The sequence below is a fragment of the Streptacidiphilus sp. BW17 genome, from assembly GCF_041262485.1.
GTDB lineage: Bacteria > Actinomycetota > Actinomycetes > Streptomycetales > Streptomycetaceae > Streptacidiphilus.
Genome location: NZ_JBGCCR010000025.1, coordinates 42,071 through 56,393, shown reverse-complemented (window position 1 = coordinate 56,393; position 14,323 = coordinate 42,071). Strand labels below are relative to the sequence as shown.

Here is a 14,323-nt window from a genome sequence, read left to right as displayed (position 1 = left end):
CATGCGTGCGTGAGGGTCGGCCGCTCCTAGAAGGAGCGCCACCAACCCAGCGATGTCGTACGCACGCACGAAGAACGATGCATGGGGCAAGCATAGCGTCCGGGGCCCGGCGGGGTTCGGACTTCCGAGGTGCGCCGGGAACTCACGGCCCGCAGGCTGGAGTCGTCGAGGGACGTTTCCGCGGCAGGAGAGGCGGGCCCACAGCGTGGCATCGAGCGAAGCGGTCGGCATCGAGGTGGTCGGCGTGGACAAGCCGGACGACCTCAACGTCGTCATCGGCCAGTCCCACTTCATCAAGACCGTCGAAGACCTGCACGAGGCGCTGGTCGGCATCAGTCCGCACCTGCGCTTCGGTCTGGCCTTCTGCGAGGCCTCCGGCCCACGCCTGGTCCGCCGTTCCGGCAACGACGCCGAGCTGACCGCGCTGGCCGTCGCCAACGCGACGGCGATCGGGGCCGGGCACTGCTTCGTCCTGCTGCTCCGCGAGGGCTACCCGGTCAACGTGCTCAACGCGATCAAGGCCGTGCCGGAGGTCTGCAGCCTCTACTGCGCGACCGCCAACCCGGTCCAGGTACTGGTCGCGGTGACCGGGCAGGGCCGCGGCATCGTGGGCGTGGTCGACGGCGAGCCGCCGCTCGGTGAGGAGACCGAGACCGACGTCGCCGCGCGCAAGCAGCTGCTCAGGACGATCGGCTACAAACTCTAAAGGCTCTGAAAGCTCTGAGCCGGCCCGGTGAGGTCACGGCGCAGGCGCCGGGAGATGGTCGCTCAGGTAGGTCAGGCACGCCGGGAGCAGCCGGACCCAGGTGGTGAAGTTGTGCCCGCCGGTGTCGACTGTCGCCTCGGCGACCGTGGTCGGCGGGCGCACCAGCGCGGCGAAGGACCGGGCGAGCGCGTAGGTGTCGCCGTCCTGCTTGCTGCTGGCCAGCATCAGCGCCACCGGCGGCGCGGGCAGGTTCTGCATCCGCCAGCTCAGGTCGGCCTCGTTGCGCCGCAGTTGGCTGCCGCCGAAGAGGTCGCCGGTGGTCACGTCCTCGGCCGCCTTGAAGTAGCCGGAGAGGGAGGCCGCGGTGGCGTAGAGGGCGGGGTTGCGCATCGCGAGCTTGAGCGCGCAGTAACCGCCGGTCGAGTCACCCATCGCGCTGAAGCCACGACCGTCGGTGCGGACCCGGTACGAGTTCTCCACGTCCAACGGCACGTCAGCGGTGAAGTAGGTCTCCGCCTGCGGGCCGTTCGGGATGTCCTCGCACTCGCTGTCCCTGGGCATGGACGGTGACGGCTGCATCAGCACCTGGATCATCGGCTTGATCCTCCCCTGCTGGATCAGCTGCAGCTCGATCGAGGGGTACTGGAGCTTGGTCACCAGGTTGGTGGCCTCGCCGGGGAACCCGGTCATGGCCACCAGCGCCGGGAACCGGTCCTTGGCGTAGGCGGGTTGGAAGTACTGCGGCGGCAGGTAGACATAGCCGTCGGTGGTCAGACCGGTGACCGTGCCGGGGATGCGGACCCGCTCCAGCTTGCCCACCTTGGCGGGGTCGAGCAGACCGATACCCGCCGAGGCGACGGTGACCGGGCCCAGCACCTGCACCTGCGCCCCGGCCGGTCCGTGCGGACCGGAGCCGGAGTGCCCCGACGTGCCCGACGGACCAGACCCCACCGTGACCGGGCCCTTCGCCCCGATGCCCAGCAGATCGGACCAACTGCCGTAGAACGAGAAGGAGTCGTTGATCCAGATCCCGAGCGTGCAGAGCAGGAGCACCTGCGTCACCACGATCGTCCCGATCCGGCCCAGGAGCGCCCACCAGCGACGCCGGGCGAGGCGGGGCCAGATCCAGACGGTTCCCACGACCGAGAGCACGGTCAGCACCATCCCGAGGATCAGCACCCCGCTGCCGGTCAGCGACACGACGCTCCCGCTCCTCCGGTCCTTCGCTCTCGGTTCCAGCCGCCGCTAGTGCGGCGCTGCGGTCGGCTCCAGGACGAAGACCGGGATCTGACGGTCCGTCTTGAGCTGGTAGTCGGCGTAGTCCGGGAACGCCGCGACGGCCCGCTCCCACCACTGCGCCTTCTCCTCGCCGGTGACCTCACGGGCCGTCATGTCCTGGACGACCGTGGCGTCCCGGAGCTCGACGTGCGGGTCGGCCTTCAGGTTCCAGTACCAGACCGGGTGCTTCGGCGCACCGCCCTGGGAGGCGACCACAGCGTAGCTGCCGTCGTGCTCGACCCGCATCAGCGGGGTCTTCCTGAGCTTGCCGCTCTTCACACCGCGCGAGGTCAGCAGGATCACCGACATCCCACGCATGGACATGCCCTTCGCCCCGCCCGAGGACTCGATCTCCTCGACCTGGTTGCGCACCCATTCGGTCGGGCTCGGCTCGTACTCACCGTTCAGCGGCATGCGCTTCCGTCCCCTCGCGATCGTCGGAACGTGATGGTTCCGATACTGACGATACTGACGGTCCCATCTTCCACCCGGCCCGTCCGCTCCGTCAGTCCCTCCGGCCACGACACGCGTCGGCGTACAGCTTCCGTACTTCCGACCGGATGTCGAATCGTCGAGCTGTCCGCAAGCCGGACAGGCCCTAGGCCCTGTCTGACAATTCCCGCCGGGCCCGACCCGCCTGGCACGGCCTCCCCCGGCCTTCGGCTAGGGGGTGCCCCCACGCTGCGTTGTCGAATCGCCCAAGTACGGCCCAGCACGAGGGCGATCCTCCGCCTTGCAGCTGACCGCGCCAGCCGACCCGGGCTGATCCGACGGGAATTGTCAGACAGGCCCTAGCCCAGGCAGATGATCAGCAGCTGGATCGCGCACGCGGGGCCGGGGGTCCCGGTGGACCCGAGCGGAACGGTGACGCCGGGCGTGGGCAGCTGGCTCGGCAGGCCGGGGATGTAGGTCGGGCTGGCGGGGCCGGTCGGCGCGGGCGTCGGTCGGCCAGGCGTCGGGGCGCGCGACGGCAGGGGCGTCGGGTTGCTCCCGCCCGCGCCGGTGGGCACGGCGCCGGTGGGCAGGGCAGGTGTCGGCGAGCCGGTGAGCAGGCTGGTCGGCACGCCGGACGGTGTGTCGTCCGGCGTCGCGTCGGCGACGGCTGCCACCGGTGCGGCGTTGGGGGTCTGAGTGGCCGTCAGGCCGGGGGCGGTTCCGTAGCCGCCGACGGTCGGGTTCTGCGGCGCGTCGACGTTCGGGGGCAGGCCGACCAACGGGCCCGACGAGGAGGGCAACGAACCCCCGGCCGCACTCGCCTGCCCGGTGCCGGCCCCGGCTCCGGCGACGGCGCTCATCACGGCGAATCCGAGCCCGGCCGCCAGCAGCGCGGGGGCGACCTTCCGCGCACCCGCCTGCCGCACCGGCCGTCGCGCGTGGCTGATCGGGACGCGCGGGCGTCCGGCCCGGAACACCGACGCGTCCGGGCGGGACGGGAGCGGGCGCATCGTCACCCTCGGCCGCGGTGGCTCGACCGGCGTCGGCACCTCGGGCAGGGTCCGGGCATCGGCGCCGCAGCCCGCGCAGGAGAACGCGCCGTTGAGATAGCGATGACAGGGCGGGCAGAACCTCATGACGGGCCTCCGCGCGGCGCGGGACGGGAATGCGGGACGGGGATGAAGAGTGGCGCCACCAGGGACTGTTCCAGCGACACGATCTTCACAGTCGCAGCCGCCTCGGCGAAGGACCGCAATCTCGCCCGAACTCCTCACGGCCACCAGGCTGAGCTGGTAATCTTCCGGGCTCTGCAGACAGTTCGCGGGTCCGGGGGCAGGATGAGCCTGTCCTGCCGTCCACCCCGAGGATCCGCCATGGCGCACGCGACCGAGCACACCGACGCAGAACGCCCCGCCGCAAAACACCCCGCCACAGAACACGCCGACGCCGGCACGGACTTCTCGCTCTTCGACCCCCGGTTCCGCGCGGACCCCTACCCCGGCTACGCGCGCCTGCACGCCGCCGGTCGGCTGCGCCGGACCGCGTTCGGCGCGTGGATCTCGCCCTCCTACCGCGTATGCGCACAGGTGCTGCGCGACCCGCGCTTCGGACGTGCCGAACTGCCGGACGACGGCCGTACCCGCTCCTTCCTCGCGCTCAATCCGCCGGACCACACCCGCCTGCGCCGCCTGGCCGCCAAGGCGTTCACGCCGCGGCTGATCGAGGGCCTGCGCCCGCGCATCGAGGAGTTGGCGGAACAGCTGCTCGACGAGGCGCTGCGGCACGACGAGTTCGACCTGGTCGCGACGTTCGCCCACCCGCTGCCGGTGATCGTGATCAGCGAGCTGCTGGGCGTGCCGACGCAGGACCGCGACCGGTTCACCGCCTGGTCCGACACCCTGGCCCGCGCGCTGGGGCCGGAGTACCTGCTGCCGCCGGACGCGCTGGCCGAGATCGACAGCGTCCGTGAGCAGTTCGAGGCGTACTTCCGCGAACTGGCCGCGCAGCGCCGTGTTCGGTCGACCGACGACCTGCTCAGCGCCCTGGTCGCGGTCTGCGACGAGGGCGAGGTGCTCTCCGAGGCAGAGCTGATCGCCACCTGCATCCTGCTGCTCATCGCCGGGCACGAGACCACGGTCAACCTGATCGCCAACGGCACGCTGGCGCTGCTGCGCGAGCCGGAGCAGCTGGCCTGGTTCCGCGCCCATCCGGAGGCCGCTCCCGCCGTGGTGGAGGAGTTGCTCCGCTTCGACCCGCCGGTCCAACTGACCATGCGCACGGCACTGGAGGACGCCGACGTCGAGGGCACCCCGATCGCGGCGGGCGAGCAGATCCTGCTGGTGATCGGCGCGGCCAACCGCGACCCCGAGGCCTACGCCGACCCCGACCGCCTCGACTTCGCCCGCGCGGACGCGACCGACCGCCACCTCGCCTTCGGCCTCGGCATCCACTTCTGCCTGGGCGCGGCACTGGCCCGGATGGAGGGTCAGATCGCGCTCGCCGCCTTCGCCCGACGGGTGCGCGAGCCGGAGCTCGCGACGGACGAGGTGCCCTACCGGGACAACCTCATCCTGCGCGGCCCGGCCTCGCTGCCCGTCAAGCACCGGCGAGCCTGAGCACCCGCGAGACTGAGCCCGCGAGGTGACGGCCTGTCAGTCCAGCCGGGCGTCAAAGGCCAGCGACTCCGCCAGCTCCTCCACCCGCCGCTCCGGCAGGCCGCGCGCGGTGAACCAGGCCCCGACGTTGCGCACGTCGCGCTCCAGGAAGGCGCGTCCGCGCGGGTTGGCGATGACGTCGACGATCTGGGGCACGTCGATGATCACCAACCGGCCCTCGTGCACCAGGATGTTGTAGGCGCTGAGGTCCCCGTGCGCGTAGCCGTCCCGGGCGAGCAGCGAGAGGCTGTGCCCGAGCTGCTCCCAGAGGTCGTCGAGGTCGGCCTCCTCCGGCCGCACCTGGGCGAGCCGCGGGGCGGCGGCGCCTTCGGCATCGCCGATGAACTCCATCAGGATCTCCGTGCCCATGATCTGCACCGGGTACGGCACGGCCGCACCGGCCTGCCAGAGCCGCGACAGCGCGGCGAACTCGGCTGCCGCCCACTGCCCGGCGATGGCCTGCTTGCCGAACTCGGTGCGCTTGGACATGGCCCGGCTGACCCGGGACTCCTTGTGCGCGCGGCCCTCCAGATAGCCGGAGTCGCGGTGGAAGAGGCGGTGCCGGCCGTCGCGGTAGCGCTTGGCGGCCATCAGGGTGCGGCAGTCGGTCCCGGGGACGCCGCGTTCGAGGAGGAAGACGTCAGCCTCCTTGCCGGTCTTGAGAATGCCGAACTCCGTGTCCACGGCCGCGAGTTCGGTGACCACCCAGTCAGGGCGCGGCTCGGGGCCCTTCTCGGTGGGCGTGGACCGGTCCCAGGTCGACCAGCGGTCGCCCTCGGGCGGCAGCTCGGCGGACGTGGCGGACACGGCGAATGTGCCGGACTCGTCGGACGCAGACTCATCGTCCGCACCCGGCAGCCAGTCGTGAGGGAAGTCGTAGGCGATCGCGTACTCGGCGTCGCGGTCACGGCCGCGGCGGGACATACGCACGAAGGAGTGGTCGTCGCTGTCGGCAAAGCGCTTGCGCACGGAAAGGTCTCCTGCTGGAGGGCCCGCCGGAGCGCATGGAAGTGACGCGGATTCAGCCGGCGAGCGGGTGACGAGGGAAGGCGTCTGGCGCGCATACGAAGGCGCGCCGCACGAAGGCGACAACCACTGCTACGCACCTCCTCGCCGTACTCACTCACTCACATCTGCAGGAACGTCAGCCATCGTAACGAGCGGCGCCGGCGGCGCAACCGAATTAACCTCGCGACTCCCGCGCGCGCCGCCTCCCGCCCTCCGCTCCGCGCCGCTAGCGTCGAGGGAAGCCCCGCCCGTGCCGTCGAAACCCGTGCCGTCGAAAGCAGGCGATTGTGAAACGCTCCCTCGTCGTGGCCGTCTCTCTCGCCGCGCTCACCGCTGGATGCTCTTCGAGCGGCTCGACGTCAGCGTCCACCTCCCCGCCCGCGTCGACCGCTGCCACGAGCGCGATCGCGAGCACAGGCACAGGCACGAACGTCACGGTGAAGGAGACCGAGTTCAAACTCACCCTCTCCACCACGGCGTTCAAGCCCGGCGCCTACACCTTCGTCGCCCAGAACGCCGGGACCGTCTCGCACGCGCTGGCGATCTCCGGTCCCGGCGTCCCGACGCACCAGACGCCGATCCTTTCGCCCGGCGGCAAGGCCGACCTCTCGGTCACCCTGAAGCCGGGCAGCTACGAACTCTGGTGCCCGGTCGACGGCCACAAGGCCCTCGGCATGGACACCCACATCACCGTCTCCTGAGAGCTCCTATTCCGCCGCGTGCGGGAGCTTGGCCGCGATCAGGTCCATCACCGACGCGTCGGTGAGCGTCGTGGTGTCCCCGAGGGCGCGGTCCTCGGCGACGTCCTTCAGCAGCCGTCGCATGATCTTGCCGGACCGGGTCTTGGGCAGCTCCTGAACCACCTGGATCTGCCGCGGCTTGGCGATCGGCCCGATCTCCTTGGCGACATGCGCCTGGAGCGTCTCGACGAGCGTGGGGACCTCCTCGTTCCCGCCGCGCAGGATGACGAAGGCGACAATGCGCTGGCCCGTCGTCTCGTCCGCCGCGCCGACCACTGCGGCCTCGGCCACCGCCGGGTGGGAGACCAGCGCCGACTCGACCTCGGTGGTCGAGATGTTGTGCCCGGAGACGAGCATGATGTCGTCGACCCGGCCCAGCAGCCAGATGTCGCCGTCCTCGTCCTTCTTGGCACCGTCGCCCGCGAAGTAGTAGCCCTGGTCGGCGAAGCGCGCCCAGTACGTCTCCCGGAACCGCTCGTCGTCGCCCCAGATGCCGCGCAGCATCGACGGCCACGGCTGGTCGATCACCAGCAGTCCGCCGCTGCCGTTGGGCACCGGCTTGCCGTCGATGTCCACCACCTCGGCGGAGATCCCCGGCAGCGGGGTCATCGCCGAACCCGGCTTGGTGGCGGTGACGCCCGGCAGTGGGCTGATCATCATCGCCCCGGTCTCGGTCTGCCACCAGGTGTCGACGATCGGGCAGCGGTCGCGGCCGATGTTCTCCCGGTACCAGATCCACGCCTCGGGGTTGATCGGCTCGCCGACGGAGCCGAGCACCCGCAGCGAGGAGAGGTCGAACCGGGCCGGGATCTCGTCGCCCCACTTCATGAAGGTGCGGATGGCGGTGGGCGCGGTGTAGATGAGCGTCACGCCGTAGCGGTCGACGTTCTCCCAGAACCGGCCCTTGTCCGGGGTGTCCGGGGTGCCCTCGTAGAGCACGCTGGTGGCCCGGTTGGCCAACGGCCCGTAGACGATGTAGGAGTGGCCGGTCACCCAGCCCACGTCCGCCGTGCACCAGAAGACGTCGGTGTCCGGCTTGAGATCGAAGACGGCGTTGTGGGTGAAGGCGACCTGGGTCAGGTACCCGCCGGTGGTGTGCAGGATGCCCTTCGGCTTCCCCGTGGTGCCGGAGGTGTAGAGGATGAAGAGCGGGTGCTCGGAGTCGAACGACTCCGGGGTGTGCCGGTCGGACTGACGCTCCATCAGCTCGTCCCACCACAGGTCGCGGCCCTCGGTCCAGGGCACCTCCTGGCCGGTGCGGCGGACCACGATCACGTGCTCGATGCTGCCGGCGACGCCGCTGGACTCGCCGGCCCCGCCCGCGCCGACTGCCTCGTCGGCGTTCGGCTTGAGCGGCACCAACGCGCCGCGGCGGTTGTACCCGTCCGCGGTGATCAGCACCTTGGCCCGGGCGTCGTCGATCCGCGAGCGCAGCGCGCTCGGCGAGAACGCCGCGAAGACCACCGAGTGCGGCGCACCGATGCGGGCGCAGGCCAGCATCGCGACGACCGTCTCCGGGATCATCGGCATGTAGATGGCGACCCGGTCCCCCGCCCGGACGCCGAGTTCGGTCAGCGCGTTGGCCGCCTTGGACACCTCGCGCTGGAGTTCCGCGTAGGTGACGGAGCGTCGGTCGCCGGGCTCGCCCTCGAAGTGGAAGGCCACCTGGTCTCCGTGGCCCGCCTCGACGTGCCGGTCGACGCAGTTGTAGGCGACGTTGAGCCGTCCCCCGACGAACCAGCGGGCGAAGGGCGCGCCGCTCCAGTCGAGGACCTCGGTCCACTCCTGGTCCCAGTGCAGCCGTCGGGCCTGCTCCGCCCAGAAGGCGAGCCGGTCCGCGCGGGCGGCCTGGTAGGCGTCCGCGCGGACGTTGGCGGCCTCGGCGAGCGCAGCGGGCGGCTGGAACCGCCGCCCCTCGTGGAGCAGGTTGGACAGCGTCTCCTGCGCCGCCCCTTGCGCTGTCCCCTTTGCTGCCTCTTCCGCAGCCATGGTGAGTTCCTCCTTGGGACGACGGACTCTTGGCGACGACGAGCTCGTCGGGGCGACCGGGTGTCAGCGCTCCAACGGCGGGATGGGCAGCACGGTGCGCTTGTGCTGGGCGTTCACGACGGTCGCGGCGGATGCGTAGAACGCGGCGGCGGCCGTGAAGATGCCGATCCACCCGCCCACCTTGATCATCGTGTCCGGCACGGGCACGCCGTTCTGGAAGTAGCCGATGCCCAGGAAGAGGAAGGCCAGCGTCAGCAGCGCGAGGACGACGACCACCGCGAGGTTGGTGCGCAACGCGGCGAGGGTCAGGTAGGCGCTGATGATGCACCAGCCGATCAGGTAGAGACCGATCGCCTGGTGGACGTCTCCGGTGCGCAGGGTGACATGGGTGATGATCCACCAGTAGGACAGCCAGAACGCGCCGTACGAGCAGAAGGCCATCAGGCCGAAGGTGTTGCCCCGCCGCCATTCGAGGATGCCGGCCACGAACTGCGCCAGACCGCCGTAGAACGCGGCCAGGCCCAGCACGACGAGGATCGCGCCGGTCTCCTTGATGATGTTGGCGTTGACGAACGACAGCACCAGGGTGGTCAGCGCGAAGCCGGCCAGCCCGAGCGGCGCCGGATCGGCGTACGCGGGCGCGGGGGTGTTCGTCGTCAGCGGGCTGGACGACGAGCCGGATGACGCGGTGGGGGTTTCGTTGCTCATGACCGTGCTCCTTCCAAGAGGCTCGATCAGGACGTCGCACAGGACGTCACGAAAATCACAGTACGGCTGCTTTTGCCCCCCGTACAGCTGACAAACACGGACGCTTTTATGTTTCGAAAGCACCCCTTCTGACCAGCGGAAACGTTTCCTCGGCAGAAAGCGGGCGCGCAGACCCGGCCCGGCACCTCCCCGGCACCGGCAGGCCGCCGGAAATTCCGGACAGCGAAACCCGCGGATCTGCGATGATCACGCCGGAGGAAACCCATGCACCGTCTGTTCAGTCCTTACCGCTCCGTCTTGCGCATACCCGGCACCAGGTCGCTGTTCGCCGTCGCCCTGCTGGCACGCGTCCCGTCGACGGCCAAAGGGATGCTGCTGACCCTGCACATCGTGCTCGACCTGCACCGCGGCTACGGCGCCGCAGGCCTGGCCGCGATGGCGCTGACCATAGGCGTGGCGGCGGGCAGCCCGGTGCTGGGCCGGATGGTGGACCGGCACGGGGTGCGGCCGGTGCTGGTGGTCACCGGGCTGGCCGAGAGCGTCTTCTGGCTGGCCGCACCGTTCCTCCCGTACGACGCGCTGCTCCCGGCCACCCTGGTCGGCGGGCTGGTCGCGGTGCCGGTCTTCCCGGCGATCCGGCAGGCCGTCTCGGTGCACGTTCCGGGCGGGCAGCGGCGGCAGGCGTTCGCGCTGGACTCGATGATCGTCGAGGTCGCCTACATGATCGGCCCCGCCGTCGCCGTCCTCGTGGTCACCGGCCTGCACCGGGCCGAGCCGGCCATGCTGGCCATCGGCGTGCTGACGCTGGCCGGCGCCGCCGCGCTCTGGCCGCTCGGCCGCATCCTCACCCCGGGCCTGCCCGGCGCCGAGGCGGCGTCGACAGCCACCGAGACCGTCAAGGGCGGACGCCCGTTCTGGCTGCACCCGGGGCTACTGCTGACGCTGGCCGTCTGCATGTCGGCCAACCTGGTGCTCTCCGGCACCGAGGTCTCCGTGGTGGCGTCGCTGCGTGCGGTCGGGCAGACCCAGTGGGCGGGCGTGACCATCATCGCCTGGTGCACCGCCTCCCTGATCGGCGGCTTCTGGCACGGGACGACGGCCAAGCCGCTGCGGCTGCCGGTGCTGATGCTGATGCTGGGTCTGGGCACCGTCCCGATCGGTGTCGTCGCCGCCCACGGCTGGACCTGGGCCGCGCTGGCGCTGCTGCCAGCGGGCCTGGTCTGCGCGCCCACGATCGCGTCGACGGCCGAGGCCATCAGCCGGTCGGTCCCGGAGTCGGCACGCGGTCAGGCCATGGGCCTGCAGGGCTCCGCGCTGACGCTGGGCGGCTCGCTGGGCGCGCCGCTGGCGGGCTCGGTCATCGACCACTCGTCCCCCGTCTGGGGCTTCGTCGTGGCCGGCCTGATCGGCACCGTTCTCGCCGGGCTGGCCCTCGCCTACCGCCCGCGTGCTGCGGCTCCGGGGGGCGTTCTGGCCGCGCCCGCGGACGTTGCGACGGACGCCGTCCCGAACGCCGTGGCGGAGCCTGTCGCCACGTGAGGATCGCTCGCTACCCTCGCTACCCCAGGATCGCGCTGAGGTCGTAGCCGACCGGCTCGTCCAACTGGGTGTAGTCGCAGCTCTCCGGGGACCGGTCCGGACGCCACCGCTTGAACTGCGTGGTGTGCCGGAACCGGTCCCCCTGCATGTGGTCGTAGCCGACCTCGATCACCCGCTCCGGCCGCAGCGGCACCCAGGACAGGTCCTTGGTGCCGGTCCAGCGGCTGGTCGCGCCCGGCAGCCGCGAGCTCGCCTGGGCGTCCTCGTCCTGCCACGCGGCCCACGGATGGCCCTCGGCCGTCCCCATCCGCAGCGGCGCGAGCTCCTCGACCAGCTCCGCGCGCCGCTTCATCGGGAACGAGGCGCAGACGCCGACGTGCTGCAGCCGCCCGTCCGCGTCGTGCAGGCCGAGCAGCAGCGAGCCGACCACCGGTCCGCTCTTGTGCTCGCGGTAGCCGGCCACCACGCAGTCGGCGGTGCGCTCGTGCTTGATCTTGAACATCTGCCGCTGGTCCGGCGCGTAGGGCAGGTCCAGCGGCTTGGCCACCACGCCGTCCAGGCCCGCGCCCTCGTACCGCTCGAACCACTGCTGCGCCTCCGCCTGGTCCAGGGTCGCGGGCGCGAGGTGCAGCGGTGGCTCGGTCCCGGCGAGGACCTGCTCCAGCTCGGCGCGGCGCTCGCGCTGCGGGGCGTCCAGCAGGCTGCGGTCCCCCAGCGCCAGCAGGTCGAACGCGACGAACGAGGCGGGCGTCCGCTCCGAGAGCAGCTTGACCCGGGAGGCCGCCGGATGGATCCGCTCCGTCAGCGCGTCGAAGTCCAGCCGGTCGCCGCGGACCAGCACGATCTCCCCGTCCAGCACGCAGCGCTGCGGCAGCTGCCGTTCCAGCTCGCGGACCAGCTCGGGGAAGTAACGCGTCAGCGGCTTGCCGGTGCGGGAGCCGATCACCGTCTCCGGCCCGTCGCGGTGGACGATGGCACGGAAGCCGTCCCACTTGGCCTCGTAGAGCATCCCCGGCGGGATCGCCTTGACGGACTTGGCCAGCATCGGCTTGACCGGCGGCATCACGGGCAGGTCCATGAGCCGATTCTGCTGCCTGGGTCCGGTCTCCGCAGTCCCGGCTCCGCCCGACAGGCGCACTCCCGACAGGCGCAGCCCCGAAGGCCGCCCTACGGTGGACGTCATGGCGGACGCGCTGGAGCTCGAGATCGGCGGGCGCGCGGTGCGCGTGACCCACCCGGACAAGGTGTACTTCCCCGAGACCGGCTACACCAAGCTGGACGTGGCCCGCTACTTCGAGGCCGTCCAGGACGGCGCGCTGCGCGCGGTCCGCGACCGGCCGACGACGCTGCAGCGCTTCGTCGACGGCATCGGCGGCGAGGCCTTCTACCAGAAGCGCGTCCCGCGCGACCTGCCCGACTGGATTCCGAGCACTCGGGTGACCTTCCCCAGCGGCCGGCCGGCGGACGAGATGTGCCCGACCGAGCCGGCCGCCGTGCTCTGGGCGGTCAACCGCGGCTGCCTCACCTTCCACCCGTGGCCGGTCCGCAGCTCCGACACCGACCACCCCGACGAGCTCCGTATCGACCTCGACCCGCAGCCGGGCACCGACTTCACCGACGCGGTCCACGCCGCGCACCGGCTCCGCGAGGTGCTCGGCGAACTCGGCCTGACCGGTTGGCCGAAGACCTCCGGCGGTCGCGGCCTGCACGTCTTCGTCCCGATCCGCCCGGAGTGGACCTTCGTCGAGGTACGGCGCGCGGTGATCGCCATCGGGCGGGAGCTGGAACGCCGGATGCCCGAGAGGGTCACCACCGCGTGGTGGAAGGAGGAGCGCGGCAGCCGGATCTTCGTCGACTTCAACCAGACCGCCCGCGACCGCACCATCGCCTCCGCGTACTCGGTCCGCCCGCACCCCAACGCCCCCGTCTCCGCACCCCTGCGCTGGGAGGAGCTGGACGCGGCCCGCCCCGACCGGTTCGACATCGTCACCATGCCGCGCCGCTACGCCGAACTCGGCGACGTCCACGCGGACATGGAGGACCACGCCTTCGACCTGACGGCGGCTCTGGAGCTGGCCCGGCAGGACGAGGAGGAGCGCGGCCTGGGCGACATGCCGTACCCACCCGAGTACCCGAAGATGCCGGGCGAGCCCAAGCGGGTCCAGCCGAGCCGCGCCCGCTCGGACACGTAGATGGCCGTGCACCGCGTCGGACTCGTCGTCCACCAGGGCCGTGCCGCCGCCAGGGACGCCGCACAGACCGTGCGGGCCTGGTGCGCGGCGCACGGCCTGCCGTGCACCGACATCGACGTCTGGGCGGACCACCACCGGCGCTCCGGCCGCGACGAGTCGCACGCGGCCGGAGACCCGGACCTGGTCGTCACCCTGGGCGGGGACGGGACGTTCCTGCGCGGCGCACGGATCGCCGTGAAGACCTCGGCCAGCGTGCTCGGCGTCGACCTGGGCCACGTCGGCTTCCTCACCGAGGTGCCCGCCCACGACGTCACCGCCGCCCTGGACGCCGTCCACACCGGCCACGCCCTGGTCGAGGAACGCATGACCTTGACCATGCGGGCGTCCAGGCCACCCGAGCTGCCGAAGGAGCTGGAGTCCTTCCTCCACTTCGGTCGCGGTCCTGCCCTGCCGCCCCCACCGGTGCGGCCGGAGAGCACCGAAGGCGGCGGCTGGGGGATGGCCCTGGACGTCAACGCCCTCAACGACGTCGTCGTGGAGAAGCTCGCCCGGGACCGCCAGGTCAGTGCCGGCGTCTACATCTCCGGCCGACTGCTGGCCGCCTACTCGGCCGACGCCCTGGTGGTCGCCACGCCCACCGGTTCCACCGCCTACTCCTTCTCGGCCGGGGGTCCGGTGCTCTCCCCGCACATGGACGCCGTCGTGTTCACGCCGATCGCACCCCACATGACCTTCAACCGCAGTGTCGTGGCAGCCCCCGACGAGCCGGTCGCGCTGCGCATCCTGCCGCACTCCGGCCGGGCGGTGGTCACCATCGACGGCCAGTTGCGCGGGGTGCTCGACCCCGGCGACTGGATCGGCGTCTACCGCGCCCCGCAACGGGTCCGGTTGATCCGCATCCACCCGACCGACTTCTACGGCCGCCTGCGGGACCGGTTCCAGCTCACCGACGCGCCCGCGACGGCTTCTGACGGGGAGTCGGCGCCGTTCTTCTTCCGCCCCGACTCCCCCGTCCCACCGGACCTGGCCGACCTGCGCCTGCTGCCTCCGACCGCGGCCCGCTAGCGCCTCGCC

General features: G+C 71.5%; 13 protein-coding genes. 6 read left to right on the top strand and 7 right to left on the bottom strand.

Annotated features, from left to right (window positions below; translation table 11 throughout):
- Positions 1–205 precede the first annotated feature (205 nt).
- Positions 206–706, top strand: a complete 501-nt coding sequence (locus ABH940_RS26265; RefSeq protein ID WP_370065578.1) for an adenosine-specific kinase — start codon at positions 206–208, stop codon at positions 704–706.
- Positions 707–739: 33 nt separating this feature from the next.
- Here the strand turns inward: ABH940_RS26265 and ABH940_RS26260 are convergent, their stop codons facing one another.
- From ABH940_RS26260 to ABH940_RS26250, 3 genes are all read right to left on the bottom strand, one after another.
- Positions 740–1,906: an alpha/beta hydrolase gene (locus ABH940_RS26260; RefSeq protein WP_370065576.1), complete on the bottom strand. Its 1,167-nt coding sequence runs from the start codon at positions 1,904–1,906 to the stop codon at positions 740–742.
- A 45-nt stretch (positions 1,907–1,951) separates the two neighbouring features.
- Complete coding sequence (locus ABH940_RS26255; protein WP_370065574.1) at positions 1,952–2,398, bottom strand: nitroreductase family deazaflavin-dependent oxidoreductase; 447 nt, start codon at positions 2,396–2,398, stop codon at positions 1,952–1,954.
- Positions 2,399–2,775: 377 nt separating this feature from the next.
- On the bottom strand, positions 2,776–3,555 hold the full coding sequence (locus ABH940_RS26250) for a hypothetical protein (protein WP_370106312.1): 780 nt from the start codon (positions 3,553–3,555) through the stop codon (positions 2,776–2,778).
- 237 nt (positions 3,556–3,792) lie between these two features.
- Here ABH940_RS26250 and ABH940_RS26245 point away from each other — a divergent pair, with 237 nt between their 5' ends.
- Positions 3,793–5,034: a cytochrome P450 gene (locus ABH940_RS26245; protein ID WP_370106311.1), complete on the top strand. Its 1,242-nt coding sequence runs from the start codon at positions 3,793–3,795 to the stop codon at positions 5,032–5,034.
- 36 nt (positions 5,035–5,070) lie between these two features.
- On the opposite strand, the gene ABH940_RS26240 is transcribed toward ABH940_RS26245, so the two are convergent.
- Positions 5,071–6,042, bottom strand: coding sequence for a serine protein kinase RIO (locus ABH940_RS26240; protein WP_370065568.1), 972 nt, complete (start codon positions 6,040–6,042; stop codon positions 5,071–5,073).
- A gap of 476 nt (positions 6,043–6,518) precedes the next feature.
- Between ABH940_RS26240 and ABH940_RS26235 the strand changes: the two genes are divergently transcribed.
- A complete protein-coding gene (locus ABH940_RS26235; RefSeq protein WP_370065566.1) occupies positions 6,519–6,782 on the top strand; it encodes a hypothetical protein in 264 nt (87 codons plus the stop codon).
- Between the two features lie 6 nt (positions 6,783–6,788).
- Here the strand turns inward: ABH940_RS26235 and acs are convergent, their stop codons facing one another.
- Positions 6,789–8,810 carry an acetate--CoA ligase gene (gene acs / locus ABH940_RS26230; protein ID WP_370065565.1) on the bottom strand — a complete coding sequence of 674 codons (2,022 nt, stop codon included), beginning with the start codon at positions 8,808–8,810 and terminating at the stop codon, positions 6,789–6,791.
- A 63-nt stretch (positions 8,811–8,873) separates the two neighbouring features.
- The gene (locus ABH940_RS26225; protein WP_370065563.1) at positions 8,874–9,518 is read right to left on the bottom strand and encodes an acetate uptake transporter; all 645 of its coding nucleotides are present in this window, start codon (positions 9,516–9,518) and stop codon (positions 8,874–8,876) included.
- Between the two features lie 264 nt (positions 9,519–9,782).
- Here ABH940_RS26225 and ABH940_RS26220 point away from each other — a divergent pair, with 264 nt between their 5' ends.
- Positions 9,783–11,057, top strand: a complete 1,275-nt coding sequence (locus ABH940_RS26220; protein WP_370106310.1) for an MFS transporter — start codon at positions 9,783–9,785, stop codon at positions 11,055–11,057.
- A gap of 19 nt (positions 11,058–11,076) precedes the next feature.
- Here the strand turns inward: ABH940_RS26220 and ABH940_RS26215 are convergent, their stop codons facing one another.
- Positions 11,077–12,135, bottom strand: a complete 1,059-nt coding sequence (locus tag ABH940_RS26215; protein WP_370065560.1) for an ATP-dependent DNA ligase — start codon at positions 12,133–12,135, stop codon at positions 11,077–11,079.
- A 103-nt stretch (positions 12,136–12,238) separates the two neighbouring features.
- On the opposite strand from ABH940_RS26215, the gene ligD reads away from it, so the two are divergent.
- Positions 12,239–13,249 (top strand): non-homologous end-joining DNA ligase, encoded by a 1,011-nt coding sequence (ligD, locus tag ABH940_RS26210; protein WP_370065559.1) that lies wholly within the window; start codon positions 12,239–12,241, stop codon positions 13,247–13,249.
- Entirely contained in the window at positions 13,250–14,314 is a 1,065-nt protein-coding gene (locus ABH940_RS26205; RefSeq protein ID WP_370065558.1) for an NAD(+)/NADH kinase, read from the top strand.
- Positions 14,315–14,323: the final 9 nt, after the last annotated feature.

Excerpts from the sequence above, each read along its gene's own strand:
- ABH940_RS26255 (WP_370065574.1), bottom strand. The coding sequence starts at position 2,398 with ATGCCGCTGAACGGTGAGTACGAGCCGAGCCCGACCGAATGGGTGCGC.
- ABH940_RS26205 (WP_370065558.1), top strand. The coding sequence starts at position 13,250 with ATGGCCGTGCACCGCGTCGGACTCGTCGTCCACCAGGGCCGTGCCGCC.
- ABH940_RS26215 (WP_370065560.1), bottom strand. The coding sequence starts at position 12,135 with ATGGACCTGCCCGTGATGCCGCCGGTCAAGCCGATGCTGGCCAAGTCC.
- ABH940_RS26250 (WP_370106312.1), bottom strand. The coding sequence starts at position 3,555 with ATGAGGTTCTGCCCGCCCTGTCATCGCTATCTCAACGGCGCGTTCTCC.
- ligD (WP_370065559.1), top strand. The coding sequence starts at position 12,239 with ATGGCGGACGCGCTGGAGCTCGAGATCGGCGGGCGCGCGGTGCGCGTG.
- ABH940_RS26225 (WP_370065563.1), bottom strand. The coding sequence starts at position 9,518 with ATGAGCAACGAAACCCCCACCGCGTCATCCGGCTCGTCGTCCAGCCCG.
- ABH940_RS26245 (WP_370106311.1), top strand. The coding sequence starts at position 3,793 with ATGGCGCACGCGACCGAGCACACCGACGCAGAACGCCCCGCCGCAAAA.
- acs (WP_370065565.1), bottom strand. The coding sequence starts at position 8,810 with ATGGCTGCGGAAGAGGCAGCAAAGGGGACAGCGCAAGGGGCGGCGCAG.
- ABH940_RS26220 (WP_370106310.1), top strand. The coding sequence starts at position 9,783 with ATGCACCGTCTGTTCAGTCCTTACCGCTCCGTCTTGCGCATACCCGGC.